General features: G+C 72.4%; 13 protein-coding genes. 8 read left to right on the top strand and 5 right to left on the bottom strand.

Annotation, left to right across the window (positions count from 1 at the left end):
- On the bottom strand, positions 1-2,530 hold a 2,530-nt coding region (gene valS / locus ACFV4N_RS23550; protein WP_499674738.1), incomplete at its 3' end, for a valine--tRNA ligase.
- A gap of 121 nt (positions 2,531-2,651) precedes the next feature.
- Complete coding sequence (locus ACFV4N_RS23545; RefSeq protein ID WP_499674737.1) at positions 2,652-3,767, bottom strand: BMP family lipoprotein; 1,116 nt, start codon at positions 3,765-3,767, stop codon at positions 2,652-2,654.
- Between the two features lie 303 nt (positions 3,768-4,070).
- On the opposite strand from ACFV4N_RS23545, the gene ACFV4N_RS23540 reads away from it, so the two are divergent.
- Genes ACFV4N_RS23540 through ACFV4N_RS23525 form a run of 4 tightly spaced genes read left to right on the top strand, consistent with a single transcriptional unit; the run spans position 4,071 to position 7,640 of the window.
- Positions 4,071-4,979 carry an ABC transporter ATP-binding protein gene (locus ACFV4N_RS23540; RefSeq protein WP_499674736.1) on the top strand — a complete coding sequence of 303 codons (909 nt, stop codon included), beginning with the start codon at positions 4,071-4,073 and terminating at the stop codon, positions 4,977-4,979.
- A 10-nt stretch (positions 4,980-4,989) separates the two neighbouring features.
- Entirely contained in the window at positions 4,990-5,730 is a 741-nt protein-coding gene (locus tag ACFV4N_RS23535; protein ID WP_499674735.1) for an ABC transporter permease, read from the top strand.
- Positions 5,731-5,733: 3 nt separating this feature from the next.
- Entirely contained in the window at positions 5,734-7,014 is a 1,281-nt protein-coding gene (locus tag ACFV4N_RS23530) for a sensor histidine kinase (RefSeq protein WP_499674734.1), read from the top strand.
- Positions 7,011-7,640, top strand: a complete 630-nt coding sequence (locus tag ACFV4N_RS23525) for a response regulator (RefSeq protein WP_499674733.1) — start codon at positions 7,011-7,013, stop codon at positions 7,638-7,640. Before ACFV4N_RS23530 ends, ACFV4N_RS23525 begins: the two co-directional genes overlap by 4 nt.
- Before the next feature lie 21 nt (positions 7,641-7,661).
- On the opposite strand, the gene ACFV4N_RS23520 is transcribed toward ACFV4N_RS23525, so the two are convergent.
- From ACFV4N_RS23520 to ACFV4N_RS23510, 3 genes are all read right to left on the bottom strand, one after another.
- A complete protein-coding gene (locus ACFV4N_RS23520) occupies positions 7,662-9,329 on the bottom strand; it encodes a family 43 glycosylhydrolase (RefSeq protein WP_499674732.1) in 1,668 nt (555 codons plus the stop codon).
- Between the two features lie 59 nt (positions 9,330-9,388).
- On the bottom strand, positions 9,389-9,898 hold the full coding sequence (locus ACFV4N_RS23515) for a hypothetical protein (RefSeq protein ID WP_499674731.1): 510 nt from the start codon (positions 9,896-9,898) through the stop codon (positions 9,389-9,391).
- A gap of 369 nt (positions 9,899-10,267) precedes the next feature.
- Complete coding sequence (locus ACFV4N_RS23510) at positions 10,268-12,235, bottom strand: AfsR/SARP family transcriptional regulator (RefSeq protein WP_499674730.1); 1,968 nt, start codon at positions 12,233-12,235, stop codon at positions 10,268-10,270.
- A 434-nt stretch (positions 12,236-12,669) separates the two neighbouring features.
- Here ACFV4N_RS23510 and ACFV4N_RS23505 point away from each other — a divergent pair, with 434 nt between their 5' ends.
- From ACFV4N_RS23505 to ACFV4N_RS23490, 4 genes are all read left to right on the top strand, one after another.
- The gene (locus tag ACFV4N_RS23505; RefSeq protein WP_499674729.1) at positions 12,670-13,653 is read left to right on the top strand and encodes a BTAD domain-containing putative transcriptional regulator; all 984 of its coding nucleotides are present in this window, start codon (positions 12,670-12,672) and stop codon (positions 13,651-13,653) included.
- A 143-nt stretch (positions 13,654-13,796) separates the two neighbouring features.
- Positions 13,797-14,324: a PadR family transcriptional regulator gene (locus ACFV4N_RS23500; RefSeq protein ID WP_499674728.1), complete on the top strand. Its 528-nt coding sequence runs from the start codon at positions 13,797-13,799 to the stop codon at positions 14,322-14,324.
- A complete protein-coding gene (locus ACFV4N_RS23495; RefSeq protein ID WP_499674727.1) occupies positions 14,321-16,123 on the top strand; it encodes an FtsX-like permease family protein in 1,803 nt (600 codons plus the stop codon). Before ACFV4N_RS23500 ends, ACFV4N_RS23495 begins: the two co-directional genes overlap by 4 nt.
- A gap of 211 nt (positions 16,124-16,334) precedes the next feature.
- The gene (locus ACFV4N_RS23490) at positions 16,335-16,544 is read left to right on the top strand and encodes a hypothetical protein (protein WP_499674726.1); all 210 of its coding nucleotides are present in this window, start codon (positions 16,335-16,337) and stop codon (positions 16,542-16,544) included.
- The last annotated feature ends 84 nt before the right edge of the window (positions 16,545-16,628 follow it).

Raw genomic sequence — 16,628 nt, 5'->3', positions numbered from 1 at the left:
CCTCGAAGCGGAGCGGCTCGGTCGTGGCCTCGAACCCGACCGCGCCGACGTGGCCCGCCGCGCGGACGTCGTCGGCGACCAGCCCGAACCGGTCCAGCTGCGCGCGGGGGCCGAGCACGCGGATCCCCTCCACCGGCGCCCGCATCGACCGCTTGGCGTCGCTCTTGGCCTTGCGCACCGCGCTGATCGCCGCGGTCGCCAGCGAGACCAGCTCCGCCGACGACGCGGCGTCGGCGCCCGTCGAGGTGGGCCAGGGCTCGGCGTGCACGGACCCGGTGTGCCACCAGGACCAGGCTTCCTCGGTGACGTACGGGACGAACGGGGCGAACAGCCGCAGCAGCGTCGACAGCGCGGTCCGCAGCGCGAGCCGCGCGGACTCGCATGCCTCGGGGGCGCCGATGTCGGCGTAGGCGCGCGGCTTGACCAGTTCGAGGTAGTCGTCGCAGAACAGCCAGAAGAAGCGCTCCACGACCTCCAGCGCGGTGGTGTACTCGAACGCCTCCAGCGCCGCCGTGGCCCGGTCGACCACGTCGTCGAGCAGGTCGAGCACCGCGCGGTCGAGCGGTTCGGTCACCCGCGCGCCCGCCGCCGGCTCCGGCATCCCGAGCACGAACTTGCTCGCGTTGAGCAGCTTCGTGGCCAGCCTGCGGCCGATCTTCATCTGCCCTTCGTCGAACGCCGTGTCCGTGCCCGGCCGGCCGCCCGCCGCCCAGTACCGCACCGCGTCGGCGCTGAACCGCTCCAACAGGTCCACCGGCGTCACGGTGTTCCCCTTGGACTTGCTCATCTTCTTGCGGTCCGGGTCGAGGATCCACCCGGACAGCGCGGCGTGCCGCCACGGCAGCGCGTCCTCGGACAGGTGCGACCGCAGCACCGTGGCGAACAGCCAGGTCCGGATGATGTCGTGGCCCTGCGGGCGCAGGTCCATCGGGAAGGTCTGGGCGAACAGCGCGGGGTCGGACTCCCAGCCGCAGACGATCAACGGGGTGAGCGACGACGTCGCCCACGTGTCCATCACGTCCGGGTCGCCGATGAAGCCGCCGGGGCGACCGCGCCGCCCCTCGTCGTACCCGGGCGGGGTGGCCGAGGAGGGGTCGATCGGCAACGACTCCTCGTCGGGGACGATGGGTTCGGAGTAGACCGGCTCGCCGTCGTCGTCCAGCGGGTACCACACCGGGAACGGCACGCCGAAGAACCGCTGGCGGCTGACCAGCCAGTCGCTGTTGAGGCCGCGCACCCAGTCGTCGTAGCGGGCCTTCATGTAGGCGGGGTGCCACTCCAGCTCCGCGCCCCGGTCGAGCAGGGCGTCCCGGTGCGCGAGCGACCGGATGAACCACTGCCGGCTGGACACGATCTCCAGCGGCTTGTGGCCCTTCTCGTAGAACTTGACCGGCCGCACCACCTTGCGCGGCTCGCCGTGCAGGTCGCCGGACTCGCGCAGCATCGCGACCACGCGCTCGCGGGCCGTGTGCACGGTCGCGCCGGCCAGCGCGGCGTACGCCTCGCGGCCCTCCTCGCCGTCGAGCCCGGCGGGCGGCTCCGGCAGGATCCGCCCGTCGCGGCCGATGACCGTGCGGGCGGGCAGCTTCAGCTCGCGCCACCACTGCACGTCGGTCGTGTCGCCGAACGTGCAGCACATGGCGATGCCGGCGCCCCGGTCCCGCTCCGCCGCGGAGTGGGGCAGCACCGGCACGGGCACGCCGAACACCGGTGAGGTCACCGTGGAGCCGAACAGCCCCTGGTAGCGCTCGTCGTCCGGGTGCGCGACCAGCGCGACGCAGGCGGGCAGCAGCTCGGGCCGGGTCGTCTCGATGAAGACCTCCCCGCCGTCGGGGGCGTGGAACGCGATCCGGTGCCAGGCGCCGGGGTGCTCCCGGTCCTCCAGCTCGGCCTGCGCGACCGCGGTCTGGAAGCCGACGTCCCACAGCGTCGGGGCTTCCGCCTGGTAGGCCTCGCCGTCCCGCACCAGCCGGAGGAACGCGAGCTGGGAGAGCCGCTGGACGCGCCGACCGATCGTCATGTATGTCATCGACCAGTCGACCGACAGGCCCAGCCTGCGCCACAGCTCCTCGAACGCGCGCTCGTCCACCTCGGTCAACTTCTCGCACAGCTCGACGAAGTTGCGCCGGGACAGGCTGATCAGCGGGCGCTCGCCCTTCTTCGCCAACGGTTCCGGGTAGGCGCGGTCCGGGTCGTAGGGCAGCGACGGGTCGCACCGCACGCCGAAGTGGTTCTGCACCCGCCGCTCGGTCGGCAACCCGTTGTCGTCCCACCCCATCGGGTAGAAGACGTGCTTGCCGCGCATCCGCTGGAACCGCGCGACGATGTCGGTGTGGGTGTAGGAGAACACGTGGCCCACGTGCAGCGAGCCGCTGACGGTCGGCGGCGGCGTGTCGATCGAGAAGACGGCGGAGCGCTCACCGGGCGGGTCGAACCGGTATACGCCCGACTCCTCCCACCGAGCCGCCCACTTGAGCTCCAGGCCGTCCAGGGACGGTCGCTCCGGCACGATCGGCGTGAACTCGGACACGCGCTGTCCACCTCGTCAACTCGAATTCGGATGCGCACGGGCGAGTGGCGACCCCCGCCGGCCACGACCCGTGTGACCGGACAGCCTAGCGAGCCGCCGCCCCCGGCGCCCCGGCGGCGGACTACGGCTGGTCCGCGACCTCGATCGAGCCCTCGATGATCCGGGCCTTGAACCCCTCCAGGACGCCCTGCAGCTCCGCGTCGACCTTCCCGCCGGAGGTGGCGTAGCCGATGCCGTCGACTTTGAGGTCGAAGACCTCCGGCAGCGAGGCCAGGTCGTTCCGCGCGGCGGCCCGGAAGAAGTCGTACACCGCCACGTCGACGCGCTTGAGGCTCGACGCGACGATGACGTCCCGGCTGTCCGCGAGCGCCGGCTGGTGGTACTGGTCGGCGTCGCAGCCGACCGCCAGCACGCCCGCCTGCTTCACCGCGGAGAAGACGCCGATGCCGGACGCGCCGGCGGCGGGGTAGAGGACGTCCGCGCCCTTGTCGATGAGCCCCTTCGCGGTCTCCAGGCCCTTCGCCGGGTCCTGGAAGCCGGTGAAGTCGGTGGCCGGCGTGATGTACTTCTTCTCGACCACGACCTTCGGCGCGGCGGCCTTCGCGCCCTGGGTGAACCCGGCCTCGAACTTCCGGATCAGCGGGATGTCGACACCGCCGACGAAGCCGACGTGGCACTTCCTGCTGTGGTAGGCGGCCACGACGCCGGCCAGGAAGGCGCCCTCCTGCTCGGCGAAGACCAGCGGCGTGACGTTGGGCGCGTCCTCCACGGTCGAGTCCACCAGGCCGAACCGGACGTCGGGGAACTCCGGCGCGACGACCTTCAGCGACTCGGTGTACGCGAAGCCGACGCCGACGACGGGGTTGAAGCCCTCGCGCGCGAGCCGGCGCAGGCGGCCCTGCTTCACCGACTCGTCCTCGTTCGGGGCGGCGGAGACCTCGCGGGTGTTCTCCGGCTTGACCCCCAGGTCCCGGATCGCCCGGTCGAACCCGGCGGCGGCGAGGTCGTTGAACGACGCGTCGCCACGACCGCCGATGTCGTACGCCAAACCGATCTTCAGCGCGCTCCCGTCGACCTCGTCGCCCGCGGGCCGCTCGGCGGCGGCGCTGGTGGTCGAGGTCGCGGGCGGGCTGGGCGGCGTCGCGAACTCGCACCCGGTCCCGGCGGCGGCGGTCGTCGCGGCGGTGTCGCCGGCGGGGTCCTTCGCGCAGGCGCCCGACGCCATGAGGACGGTCATCGCGATGACGGCAACAGCGGTGCGAACCCCAGGACGGCGCACGGCTCGTCTCCCTCCCTGCTCGTCGAGCAGACAGCCCTCCCCCGATGGTCGTATCAGGGCTTGCGCGACGGACGGTACCTCTTCGTCGCACCCGTCCGGACGAACGCTCACCTGCTGGGAACGTGACGGCCGGCCCGGCGTGCACATCGGCCCCCGACGCGCCATCCTCCGTTCGGTGGATGGGGAGGGTCTACCGCGTCCGCGGTGATCCCCGCCCTCGTGGCCGATCCGGCGCGCCGGCGCGGGCGACAGGCTCTTCCCATGGCGATCATCGAGGTGGACGGCCTCGTCAAGCGCTACGGCGATCACACCGCGGTGGACGGGGTGGGCTTCGCCGTCGAGCAGGGCGAGATCTTCGGCATCCTGGGCCCCAACGGGGCCGGCAAGACCACGACCGTCGAGTGCGTCGAGGGGTTGCGCGCCCCGGACGGCGGGACCATCCGCGTCTGCGGCCTCGACCCGCGACGCGACACCGGCGAGCTGCCGCAGCTGCTCGGCGCGCAGCTCCAGGAGAGCGAGCTGCCCGACAAGATCCGGGTGCGCGAGGCCCTGGCGCTCTACAGCTCCTTCTACCGGCGGCCGGCCGACTGGCGGGAGCTGGTCGAGGTCCTGCGCCTCACCGACAAGCTCGACACGCAGTTCCGACGGCTGTCCGGCGGGCAGAAGCAGCGGCTGTCGATCGCGCTCGCGCTGCTCGGGGCCCCGCGGGTGGCCGTGCTCGACGAGCTGACCACCGGCCTGGACCCGCAGGCCCGCCGCGACGTGTGGGACCTCATCGAGGGCGTCCGCGACCGGGGCGTGACGATCCTGCTGGTCACGCACTTCATGGAGGAGGCGGAACGGCTCTGCGACCGGCTGGCCGTGATCGACTCCGGCCGGGTCGTCGCGCTCGACTCGCCGGCCGGGCTGGTCGCGCGGGTCGACGACCATCAGCGCCTCCGCTTCCGGCCGTCCGCGCCGCTGGACCACGCCGTGCTGACCGCGTTGCCCGAGGTCGCCTCCGTCCGGCAGGTCGGTGACCGGCTCGTCGTGACCGGCACCGGTGACCTGCTGCTCGCGGTGACCACCGTGCTCGCCCGCCACCGGGTCACCGCGGCCGGGCTGCGGGTCGAGCAGCCCTCGCTGGACGACGCGTTCGTCGCGCTCACCGGCCGTGCCGCCAACTCCTGAGGAGAACACCGTGTCCGCGCTGTCCCGGCTCACCACCACCGAAACCAGGCTGTTCTTCCGCGAGCCCGTGCTCGCCTTCTTCGCGCTCGCCTTCCCCCCGATCCTGCTCGCCGTCCTCGGCGCCGTCCCCGCGATGCGCGAACCCTCCGACGACGCGGGCGGCCTGCGGGCGATCGACCTGTACGTGCCGATCACCGTCGCGATGGGACTGGCCGTGTTCGCGCTCAACGGCCTGCCCCAGCTGTTCGCCACCTACCGGGAGAAGGGCGTGCTGCGGCGCATGCGGACCACCCCGGTCGAACCGGTGGTCATGCTCGGCGCGCAACTGCTGATGGCCACGGTCCTGTCCGCGGCGACGGCGCTGGCCGTGCTCGTCCTCGGCCGGCTGGCGTTCGGCGTGGCCCTGCCCCGGCACCTGCCCGCCTACCTCGTGGGCTACCTGCTGACGGCGCTGTCGATGTTCGCGATCGGCCTGCTCGTCGCGTCCCTGGCGTCGAACGGCAAGAGCGCCGGCGCGATCGGGACGCTGGTGTTCTTCCCGCTGGTGTTCTTCGCCGGCCTCTGGTTGCCGCGCGCGGGCATGCCCGAGGTGCTGCGCGCGATCAGCGACTTCACCCCGCTGGGCGCGGGCGTGCAATCATTGCAGGACGCCACGGCCGGTCACTGGCCGCAGCCGCTGCACCTGGCCGTGGTGCTGGGGTGGGTGGTCGTGGCCGGGGTGCCGGCCGCGCGGTACTTCCGCTGGGAGTAGCACATGGGGGCCGAGGCCGAGCTGCGCGAGGAGTTCGCCCGCTGGGAGCGCAGGGAGACCGCGGTCCTGCAGGTCCTCCCCTACCCGCTGATGGCCGTCAGCGTCCTGTTCACGCTGCTCCAGCCGCTCTGGGGCGAGCAGGTGCACCTGCCGGTGGCGCTCGGGGCGGCGGCCGCGGCCACGGCGTGGGTGCTCTGGTTCCACACGCTCCACCCGGGGTGGCACCGCAACCGCCCGCTGATGGGCCTGTACTACGCGGGGCTGGTGGCGTCGGCCGCCTGCCTGGTGCTGCTCACGCCCTGGTTCGGCTTCTTCGCCTTCATCGGCTACGTGCACGCCTTCCAGTACCTGGGGCACCGCTGGCGGTACGTCGGCGTGGTCGTCACGTCCGCGGTCACGGCGGTCTCCTACGTGGGCGGCACGGAGGGCATCACCGCCGGCGAGTGGTGGAAGTGGCCCGCGGTCAGCGCGATCACCGCGGCGCTGGCGTCGGTGGCCTTCCACGCCGACGTGATGTCCGAGCGGCGCAACGACCGGCAGAAGCGGGCGCTGGTCGAGCTGCACGAGGCCAACGCCAAGCTGGAGGCCGCGCTGGAGGAGAACGCGGGCCTGCACGCCCAACTGCTGGTGCAGGCCCGCGAGGCCGGGGTGCTCGACGAGCGGCAGCGGATGGCGCGGGAGATCCACGACACCCTCGCCCAGGGCCTGGCCGGCATCCTCACCCAGCTCCAGGCCGCCGAGCAGGCGTCGGACGAGCCGGCGACGTCGCGCCGGCACGTGGCGAACGCGGTGGACCTGGCCCGCGAGAGCCTCGCCGAGGCCCGCCGGACGGTGCACGCGGTGGGGCCGTCCGCGCTGGCGGAGGCCCGCCTGCCGGAGGCGATCGGCGACGTGGCCAGGCGCTGGTCGGAGGTGAACCGCGTCGACGCGGTGCTGACCACCACCGGCGACGCCCGGCCCATGCACACCGACGTCGAGGTGGCGCTGCTGCGGACCGCGCAGGAGGCGCTGGCCAACGTCGCCAAGCACGCGCGGGCCGGTCGGGTCGCCCTGACCCTGTCGTACATGGAGGACCTGGTGACGCTCGACGTGCTGGACGACGGAGTGGGCTTCGACCCCGGCGCCAGGCGCGCCGGCGGCTCCCCGGACGGGGGCTTCGGGCTCGCCGGCATGCGGCAGCGGGTGCAGCGCCTCGCGGGGCGGTTGGACGTCGAGTCGGAGCCGGGCGGCGGCACGGCGATCACCGCGACGGTGCCGGCGATCCCCGCCGGGAGCGTGGGTTGATCTCCCTGCTGATCGTCGACGACCACCCGGTGGTGCGGGACGGGTTGCGGGGCATGTTCGGCGCCGACCCGCGCTTCGAGGTGCTCGGCGAAGCCGGTGACGGCGCGGAGGCGGTCGTGGCCGGGGAGCGGCTCCGCCCCGACGTGATCCTCATGGACCTGCGGATGCCCGGGACCGACGGCGTCACCGCCATCAGGGAGCTGGCGGAGCGCGGCGTGCCGTCCCGGGTGCTGGTGCTCACCACGTACGACACGGACAGCCACGTGCTGCCGGCCATCGAGGCCGGGGCCACCGGCTACCTGCTCAAGGACGCGCCGAGGGAGGAGCTGGTCCGCGCGGTGGAGGCCGCGGCGCGGGGGCAGGCGGTCCTCTCCCCCACCGTCGCGACCCGGCTCGTGGGCCAGGTGCGCCGACCGGCGCCGGCGCCGCTGTCGCAGCGCGAGCTCGAGGTGCTGGAGCTGATCGCCCGGGGCTCGACGAACCGCGAGGCGGCGAAGCGGCTGTTCATCAGCGAGACCACGGTCAAGACGCACCTGCTGCACGTGTACGCGAAGCTGGGCGTCAACGACCGGGCCGCCGCCGTGGCCGCCGCGTTCTCCCGCGGCTACCTGGAGCCGCGGGGCTGACGGCCGGGCGGCGGCGTCGGGTCAGGGCCGGACCACCACCGGGATGTCGACCTGGACGGGGACGTCGCGGCCCGGTCCGGTGTTGGCCACGTCGCGGTAGCTCCCGTCGGCTCGTCGGCGCTGGTAGGTGACGGTGAGCAGGAGCGGGCCCCGGCCGGTGGGCGTGACGGTGACCTCGTCGCCCCGCACGACGGCGGTCCCCCCGTCGGCGGGCCGGAGCACCGCGCGCAGGCGGTTCCGCGGGTCGGCCAGGTCGAACCCGGCGCCGCGGGCGCTTGCCACCCGGACCGTCGTGGTCGCGGCACCGCCCCTGTTCGCGCGCAGCACCCGGTCGTCGGACCGGATCCGCAGCGGCCCGACCCCCGACGGCAGCGGCCGGTCGGAGGTGGACGCGTCGATGGACAGGTCCTCGCCGAGGTGCAGGCGCGAGGTGTACAGCGCGCGGGAGGAGGTGGTGGACGGGCGGCCGTGGTGGACGTAGTAGAGCTGCGTGCCGTCCGGTGAGCCGATGACGCTGCCGTGCCCGGTCGAGTACAGGCCCTGGGCGGGGTCCTGGGACAGCACCGGGTTCCCGGGGGCCTTGCGCCAGGGGCCGAGCGGGCCGGGGGCCGTCGCGTGACCCACGCCGTAGAACTCGTTCTCGTAGTTGTTCGCCGAGTAGGTCAGGTGGTAGCGGGGGGTGCCCTGCGCGTCGGTGGTCCTGATCGTGGTCGAGCCCTCGGCCCACCGGCGGTCCTTCTTCGCGCCGCCGGACTTCGCGTAGTCGTCCACGTGCGCGTTCTCCCACGCCTGCTTGTCCGAGCCGTAGTCCAGGACCGGGACGTAGCCGTCCTTGCGGACGCCGGGCGGGTCGCCCGGTGCCCGGTTGGCGTCGCGGTAGGCGGGTGCGATCGCCGGCATGGTCCGGCCGGTGGGGTCGCGCCACCAGTCGCCGGTCAGCTCGACGGCGTAGATGTTCGACTCCTCCACGTACTTGCCGAGGTCGGCGTCCCACACCCAGTTGCGGTAGGCGTTGCGGGAGAAGTACAGGTAGATCCGGCCGTCCGCGTCGAAGAAGACGTTGGGGTCGATGTAGGGGATGTAGGTGCCCAGCGGGGCGGTCCGCCCCTCCTCCAGCGTGGCGGGCGGCTTCTTCTGGTCGGCGTCCATGATCAGGTTGACGTCGTGGTACGCCGGGTCGTACGGGTGGTAGTCCAGCGGCGCCTCGACGATGTCGCGGAACGGCCCGGCGGGCGAGCGCGACACCGCGACGCCGACCTTGCAGGGCTCCTCGAAGTCCGCGTGCCCGAAGTGCGCGGCCACGTCGCGGTTCATCCTGCCCGCGTAGAACAGGAAGTACAGGCCGGTGTCCGGGTTGTGGTAGACCTCCGGCGCCCAGAACCAGTCGTGCGCCCAGTCGCCGTCCCGCCCGGCCCGAAGCGCGCCGCCGGGCAGGTGCTCCCACGTGGCGAGGTCGGGCGAGCGGTAGACGGCGAAGTGGTGGCCGGGGTCGGCGCCCTCCGTCGAGTAGGCGTAGTAGTAACCGCTGGGGCGGTCGAACAGCACGAACGGGTCCGCGCCGGGGGTGGCGGCGTCGTTGTGGTAGGTCGCGTCGGTCGTCCGGGACGGTCGGTCGGGGTGGGCCGAGGCCGTCGCGGGCGCGAGGGGCAGGGCCACGAGCACGGCGACGAACAGGGCGGGAAGTCGCATGACCGCCATCCTGCCGCCCGACCCGGCCCCCGCGCCCGCCGACGACCGGCCCGGTGCCGCTACGGGGCCACCTGGGCGGCCCGCATCGAGTCGAAGGAGAGCGTGCGCACGCCCGTGAGGATCTTCAGGTAGCGGTACGGCTTCGCCGACGGCGCCTTGACCGTCGCGACACCGGTGGCGCGGACCATGCCCAACCGGCCCTGCCCGAGGCTCCTGCCGTCCCGGTCCAGGAAGTGGACGTCCAGGTACACCCCGAACACGTCGTTCGGTTCCAGGGCGAAGTGGACCTCGAGGTCGCCGACGCCCTCCTCGCCGGCGCCGAGGTCCACCACCAGGAACTCGGCGAACCTCCCGTGCACGACGGCGTACCGGCCGTCGGGTGCGCCGACCAGGCCGGCCGGGTCGTCCACCCGGACCTCGTTGTCGGGTGCGAGCGCGTCGACGTACGGGTCAGCGGTGGCGGACGGCGCCGTGGTGGACGGGCTCGTGGCGGGAACGGCGGCCCCGGCGGTGGGCACGGGCAGCAGGAGCGCGGTCATCACGGCCGCGAGCAGGGTCGGGGTGCGCATCCCGCGAGTATCCGCGCCGGTCGTGCGCGCGGGGAGGCCGTGGCCGCGGATTGCGACATCCGGGCACCCGGCCGTGCGTGAGCGGTGGACCCGATCCGGCCGGTCGGCAGCACGGGTACCTCACCGCGGGCGTTCTCGGACGCCTTGCCCGTCCCAGAGCCCGCGGGTGAACTCCCGTCGGGTCTCCCGGTGCTCGCCTGTGGCGTGCAGGACCGCGCCGATGCCCCCCGAGGTGACTTGTGCCGATCGCGCGTCCTCGGCGCGGGCGAATTGCCGGGCATCGCGGTGGAGGACGTGGTCCGCGGCGAACCGCGCGCCCGCGGTGAGGTTGTCGTGCTCCGCGTCGAACACCTCGACGGCCTCTTGGTCCTAGGGCACCGCCGGGAGGCGCTCGGGCACGTGATCCGCTCGCGGTTCGTCGCGGTGGATGGCCTTGCAGTGGTGCCGGCACCACCTGTGGGCGGCGCAGAGGTCGTGGCCGAGCAGCCGGCCGAGAGCGGCTCGCTGTTCGGTGCTGTCATCCTCTTGGGTGAGCAAGTGGTGAGCGCAATCGCGCACCAGGTCGTGGAAGTGGAAGCGCCCGGCGGCGTTCTGCTTCACCAGGTTGTCGTCGAACAGCGAGTCGAGGTGCTGCTCGGCCTCGTCCCGCGGCAGGACCGCGAGGGCGGCGGCGGCGTAAGCGTCGAAGTCACCGCCGGGGTGGAGGCTGAGCAGCCGGAACAACCGTTGCTGCGCCGGCTGCAGGTAGCGGTAGGACACCCTGAGCGCCGCCATGACGCCGCGGTCGTCGACTTCGAGGAACCTGACCCGCTGGGCGTGGTTCCGCAGCCGGCTCACCAGTTCCGCGACGCTCCACCCCGCGCGGTCGCGCAGGCGTGCCGCGGCGATCCGGATGGCGAGCGGCAGGCGGCCGCACAACTCGACAGCGGTGGCGACGGCTTCGGGTTCCGCTGCCACGCGCTTCGTCCCCACGATCCTCTCGAAGAGGGTGACGGCGTCCTCCAGTGGCAGGACGTCGAGGGACATCGGCAGCGCGCCTTCCAGCGCCGTGAGCTTCCTGCGGCTGGTGACCACCACGAGCGCGCTCGCGGTCGCGGGCAGCAGCGGCCGCACGTGTGCGGCGTTGACCGCGTTGTCGATGATCAGCAGTATCCGCTGCCCTGCCATCCGCGAACGCCAGAGCGCGCTTCGGCCGTCCAGCGTGGGCGGCACGAGCTCGGGCGGTACCCCGCTGTCCCCGAGCAGCATGCCCAAAGCCTCCTCCGGGGGTACCGGGTTCATCCCGGCGGTGAAGCCGTGCAAGTCGATGAAGTAGTGGCCGTCCGGGTAGTCCGCCGCGACCTCGTGGGCGAGGTGAACCGCCAGGGCCGTCTTGCCGACCCCGCCCATGCCGTCGACCGCGGAGATCGTGACGGCGGTCGGCGACGTGCCGCCCGTGGCGGCACGCAGCTCCAGGAGTTCCGCGGACCTGCCGGAGAAGTCGCCGGTGTCGTAGGGGAGGTACGACCTGGCGGCTCGCCGGCGGGACGAATCGCCACCGGGCTCGGGTGGCACCGGGGAGGGCGCGGGCTCCGCCGCGCCGCTCAGCACGTCGGCGTGAACCCTCTGCAGTTCCGGGCTCGGGTCGAGCCCCAGGTCCCGGGCCAACGTCCTCCTGGCGTCGTCGTACACCGCCAGCGCATCGGCCTGCCGCCCACTGCGGTGCAGCGCCCGCATCAAGCTGATGCGCAGCGAGTCGCGCAGGGGGTGCTCGGTGACCAGCTGCCGCAGCTCGCCGACCACCGAACCCGTCTCACCGGTCCGCAGGCGGAGGGACATCAGGTCCTCGACGGCGGTGAGCCGTTGCTCGTGGAGCCTCGCGGCCGCGTTCTCGATCGTCGCGCCGCCGAGCCCCGTCAGCACGTCTCCCCGCCAGGTGCCCAGTGCGGCGCGCAGCACGGCCACCGCCTCCACCAGGTGGCCCTGGGCCTCCGCCTGCCGCGCTTTGTCGAGGAGGCCCAGGAACCGGTTCACGTCGATCGACGCTTCCGGGGCGTCGAGCCGGTAGCCGACCTCGGTCCACTTGATGCGCACTTCCGCGACATCTCCGGACAGCGTGCGGCGAATGCAGGCGATGGCGTTGTGGATCTGTTGGCGGGCCGACCGGGGTGCGGTGTCCCACAGCTCGTCGACGAGGCGCTCCACCGGGACGACCCGGTTGACGGACAACAGCAGCAGCGCGAGGAGCCGCTGTTGCCGGGCGCCTCCGACGCGGACCGACCTCTCTCCGGAGCGCACCTCCAAAGGCCCCAGGATCCGGAACTCCAACGCGACGACCCCCTGGTTCGACTCGGTCAACAGGGACGAGCACGCACGCCGAGTGGCAACCCGATAGCTCGTAGACAGCCATGCTGCCACAGCGACGGAGGTCGGAGCGCTCGTCAACGCGGCCGCACCGGCACGCCGTCGGCGGTGCGCTGTTCCGCCGGCGGGACGGGCAAGTCGGGCCACACGCGGGCGATCCGCTCGACAGCGGCGTGCGCTCGGGCCCGGAACAGGTCCTCCGATCAGTCGAGTCGCCGGCACCTGCGGTGCCGTCGGGTAGTGCACCGGTAGCGACCCCTGCCAGCCTGGTTCGAAGGACAGGCCGGTGAAGGCCCGCACAGGCCGACGGCCGCATGTCGAGCTCGGGAGAAGCCCGCGAGATCCCTGAACACCCGACGGGGTGAAAAGCGTGCCGCGGCGGCTTCATCGCGAGCCCGGATGGTGGTGTGCCGACAACGGGGGTCATCGTGAAGCACGAGGACGTGGATTACGGTCAGGCGCTGCGCGGTTCCAGACTCAGGGTCGGGCTGACCCAGCGCACCCTGGCGGAGCAGGCGGGGGTCAGCCTGCGCACCGTCCGGCACATCGAGCAGGGACACGTCACGCAGCCCAGGAAGAATTCCATCCGCAGGTTGGCGGATGTGCTGGAACGGCACGGCGAATCGCCGTGGACCGCCGGTGGCGACGACATCCGGGTCGGGGTGCTGGGGCCGCTGGAGATCCGCCGGGGCAACAGGCTGCTCTCGTTGGGCTCGCTGAAACAACGCAGTTTCCTGGCGCTGCTGGCGCTGCAACCGAACGAGGTGGTGTCTCGCGAGGAGATAGTCGACGTGCTGTGGGCGGACCGTCCTCCCGGTAGCTGCCTGAGCATGGTGTACTCCTTCGCTTCGGCGCTGCGCAAGGTCATCACGCCGACCTGCACGGGGACGGCCGGCCCGGTGATCTCCAGGGTCGGCGGCGGTTACCGCCTGCTCGCGGACCCGGCCGGGCACGACTCCTCGCGGTTCGACGAACAGGTCGCCCTGGCCCAGGGCACTCCTCGGAACGAGGCGGGCAAGGAGCTCTACGAGCAGGCGCTCGACCTCTGGCGCGGCGGAGTCCTCGCCGACCTGCCGCTGAACGTGCGCCAGCACCCGGTCGCGGTGGCGCTGGCCGGACGCCGGGTCGCCGCCGCGTCCGCGTACGCGGATGTCGCATCGCTCGTCGACCGCGGGGACGACGCGATCGACAGGCTGAGAGCGGTCGCCCATCACGACCTGTTGCACGAAGGGGTGCACGCGCGGTTGATGCTCGCGCTCGCGGCGGCGGGGCAGCGGGCGGCCGCACTCCACGTGTTCACCGGGATCCGGCGGCGCTTGGACGAGGAGCTGGGGATCCAGCCGGGAGAGGAGATCCGGTTCGCGTACCGCGAGGTGGTCGAGGGGAGACCCGTGGCGGCGACCCGCGGTTGACTCCGGTCCCGGTGGAGCGGAGAGCGAGCCCGCGCCCTGGGGGCAGCTGCGGGAACTGAAGCGCCGGATCGCCCAAGGAATCAGAGTTTCCGCTGTTCAGAAGGCTATACACGCCGTCTATACACCGGGTGTATAGTCGTGGCATGTCGGTCAAGCACGCGCTGCTCGGGCTGCTGGAGAGCCAGGCGAGGTACGGCTACGAGCTGAAGCACTCGTACGACGAGCACTTCACCCAGGGCAAGCCGCTGCACTATGGCCAGGTCTACTCGACGCTCGCACGGCTGTTGCGCGGCGGCTTGGTCGAGGAAAGCGGGGTCGAGGCAGGCGCCGGTCCCGACCGGAAGCGGTACGCGATCACCGAGGCCGGCGTCACCGACCTGATGAACTGGCTCACCAAACCCGAGGAGCCCTCGGGCTATCTGCAGAACACGCTGTACGTCAAGGTCGTCGTCGCACTGCTCTCCGGCCGGGAGTCCACCGAGGTCCTGGACGCCCAGCGCACCGCGCACATCCACGCGATGCGCGAGTTGACCAAGCGCAAGAACGAGGGCGACCTCGTCGACGCGCTGATCTGCGACCACGCGCTGTTCCACCTGGAGGCGGACCTGCGCTGGCTCGAGATCACGTCCTCGCGGCTCGGCGAACTGGCCGAGCGGGTGCGTGCGTCGTGAACGGACCCGTGCCCCGCGGCGTCGAGCCGCCCGAATCCCCCGGCTCCGCCAAGGCGCTCTCCCGCGTGACCGCGGTGAGCACCGACATGGCGATCGGCATCCGCCTCGCCGTCGGGCGTGGTCAGGGCTCCCGACTGGCCGCGATCCGGTTCGCGCTCGTGGTGCTCGACATCGGCCTGTGCGTGGCCGTCCTGCTGTTCACCGCCGCGGCGATCGACGCCATCAGCAGTTCGTCCGCGCGGGAGGCGGCACGCACTCCGGTGCTCGTGGAGCAAGCCGGCGTCACCCCTTTGTCCTTTGTGGACAGCTTACGCGCGTACCACGAGTTGTCGATCTCGGGACGTCAGGTGCGAGGCGGTCCGCACGCACCCGTCCCTCCCGGCATCCCGGCGGTCCCGGGCCCGGGCGAGCTGTTCGTGTCGCCGGCGTTGGACAGGCTGCTCGACAGCGATCCGGCACTGCGGTCGGAGTTCGGGGGCACTCGGGTCGGCCTGATCGAGCGGTCAGGGCTCGTCGGCGCCGGTGAGCTGTACTTCTACGAGGGCGTCGACCGGTTCCCCGCGAACCTCGACGTCGCCGGGGCTTACGGCTTCGGGGGTGACCGCAGCGGTGGCCTGACGCCTGGTCAGTTGATCTCGGTGGGCGTGGTCGCGGCGGTGTTGCTGGCGCCGCTGCTCGTGTTCATCGCGTGCGTGGGCCGACTGGGCGGGGTGGAGCGGGACCAACGGCTGGCCGTCCTCCGCCTGCTCGGCGCCGGCATGACCAGGGTGCGGCGGATAGCCGCGGCCGAGTCCCTCGCGGGAGCCGTGGCAGGGCTCGCCGTGGGAGTGGCGGTGTTCTTCGTCGGGTACGGCCGCGTCGAAGGCCTGCAGGTCGGCGACTTCCGGTTCTACGCGGACGACTTCGTGCCACCGTGGTGGCGGTTCGCACTGGTGCTGCTGATCGTGCTCGTGCTCGTGGTGGGCGCGGTCCTGGTCGGCATGCGGAGCACGGTCGTCGAACCGCTGGGCGTCACCCGTGGCGGCCGCACGGCGGCGCGGCGCCTGCGGTGGCGGCTGGTGCCGGCCGCGCTCGGCGTCGCCTTCCTGCTGCCGATCCCGCTGAACCTGGTGCACGAGACCATGCACGTCAGCCTGCTGGTCTCGGGCGGTATCGCGTCCGTGCTGGTCGCGATCCCGGCCCTGCTGCCCTGGCTGGTCGAACGGGCGGTCGCCCCGCTGACGGGCGGGTCGCCGTCGTGGCAGCTCGCGGTGCGCCGGTTGCAGGCCGACAGCGGCACGCCCAGCCGCGTGGTCGCCGGGATCGCGGTGGTGCTCGCGGCCGCGGTCGGCGGGCAGACCATCATCACCTCCGTCGCGGGCCTGCGCGCCGGAACGCGCGACCTGTCGGAGCTCCAAGCCCAGCGGTTGTCCGGTTACACCGAGGGCATCTACCTCCTGTCGGCGTTCACGCTCCTGGCTGCGGGCGCGAGCCTGCTGGTGCTCGTCGTCCAACAGCTCGGTGAGCGCAGGCGAGCGGTGGCCGCCCTGTCGGCGAGCGGGACTCCCTGGCACGTGATCGGACGTTCCCTGCTGTGGCAGAACCTGATCCCGATCGGCTTCGGGGTGCTGGTCGCCGACCTCGCGGGTGCGGGCATCGCCGTCGCGACGCTGCACGTGCTCGGCGCACCCGTCGTGTTCGACTGGCGGTTCGTCGGCGTGATCAGCCTCGGCGCCGTGCTGACGGTCTGCCTCGTGACGGTCCTGGGCATCCCGGTGCTGCGTGCGAGTGCGCGCCCCGACGGGTTGCGCAGCGAATGAGCCGCGCGCGGGCTCCCCCGGAAGTTGCCTCCGGAAGTTGCCCCTCCGCCCCTCCGCCGGAGGTCGCGCCGGTGGACGTGGCTCCGGTGTTCCCTGGTCAGGACGCTGACCGGGGAACCACCCGCACGGCAGCGGGCGCACAAGAAAAACTGCGTTCGCGATCGATAGCGTCCTCTCGTTGGATCACGACGAACCATTGAGAGGAGTGGAAATGCTCACTGCACTGACGGCCATGAGCGACAGGTTGCTTTCGGCGATCGTGCCCGAGATCGAAGCTGCCGCGTCCGCGGACGTGTGCGTGGAGATCGCCACGTGGTGCGACGGCGACTGCCCGTTCTGGTGGTGGCGTAGGGCGCACCAGTACGTGTGCGAGCCCGGTGTTGTTCACACCGAATTCGAGTGCTGCGGCTGCGGCTGCTGATCTCGTCGGTTGAGCACGCCGGGTGGCGTGCCCAACGCAGCAGGGCCCGGCACCCCGCCGTTCAACAAAATACCACTACAAAAC

Origin of the sequence: Actinosynnema sp. NPDC059797, assembly GCF_042732085.1 — a bacterium.
Taxonomy (GTDB): domain Bacteria; phylum Actinomycetota; class Actinomycetes; order Mycobacteriales; family Pseudonocardiaceae; genus Actinosynnema.
The sequence above is the reverse complement of the archived record's forward strand: the minus strand, read 5'-3'. Positions and strand labels throughout refer to the sequence as shown.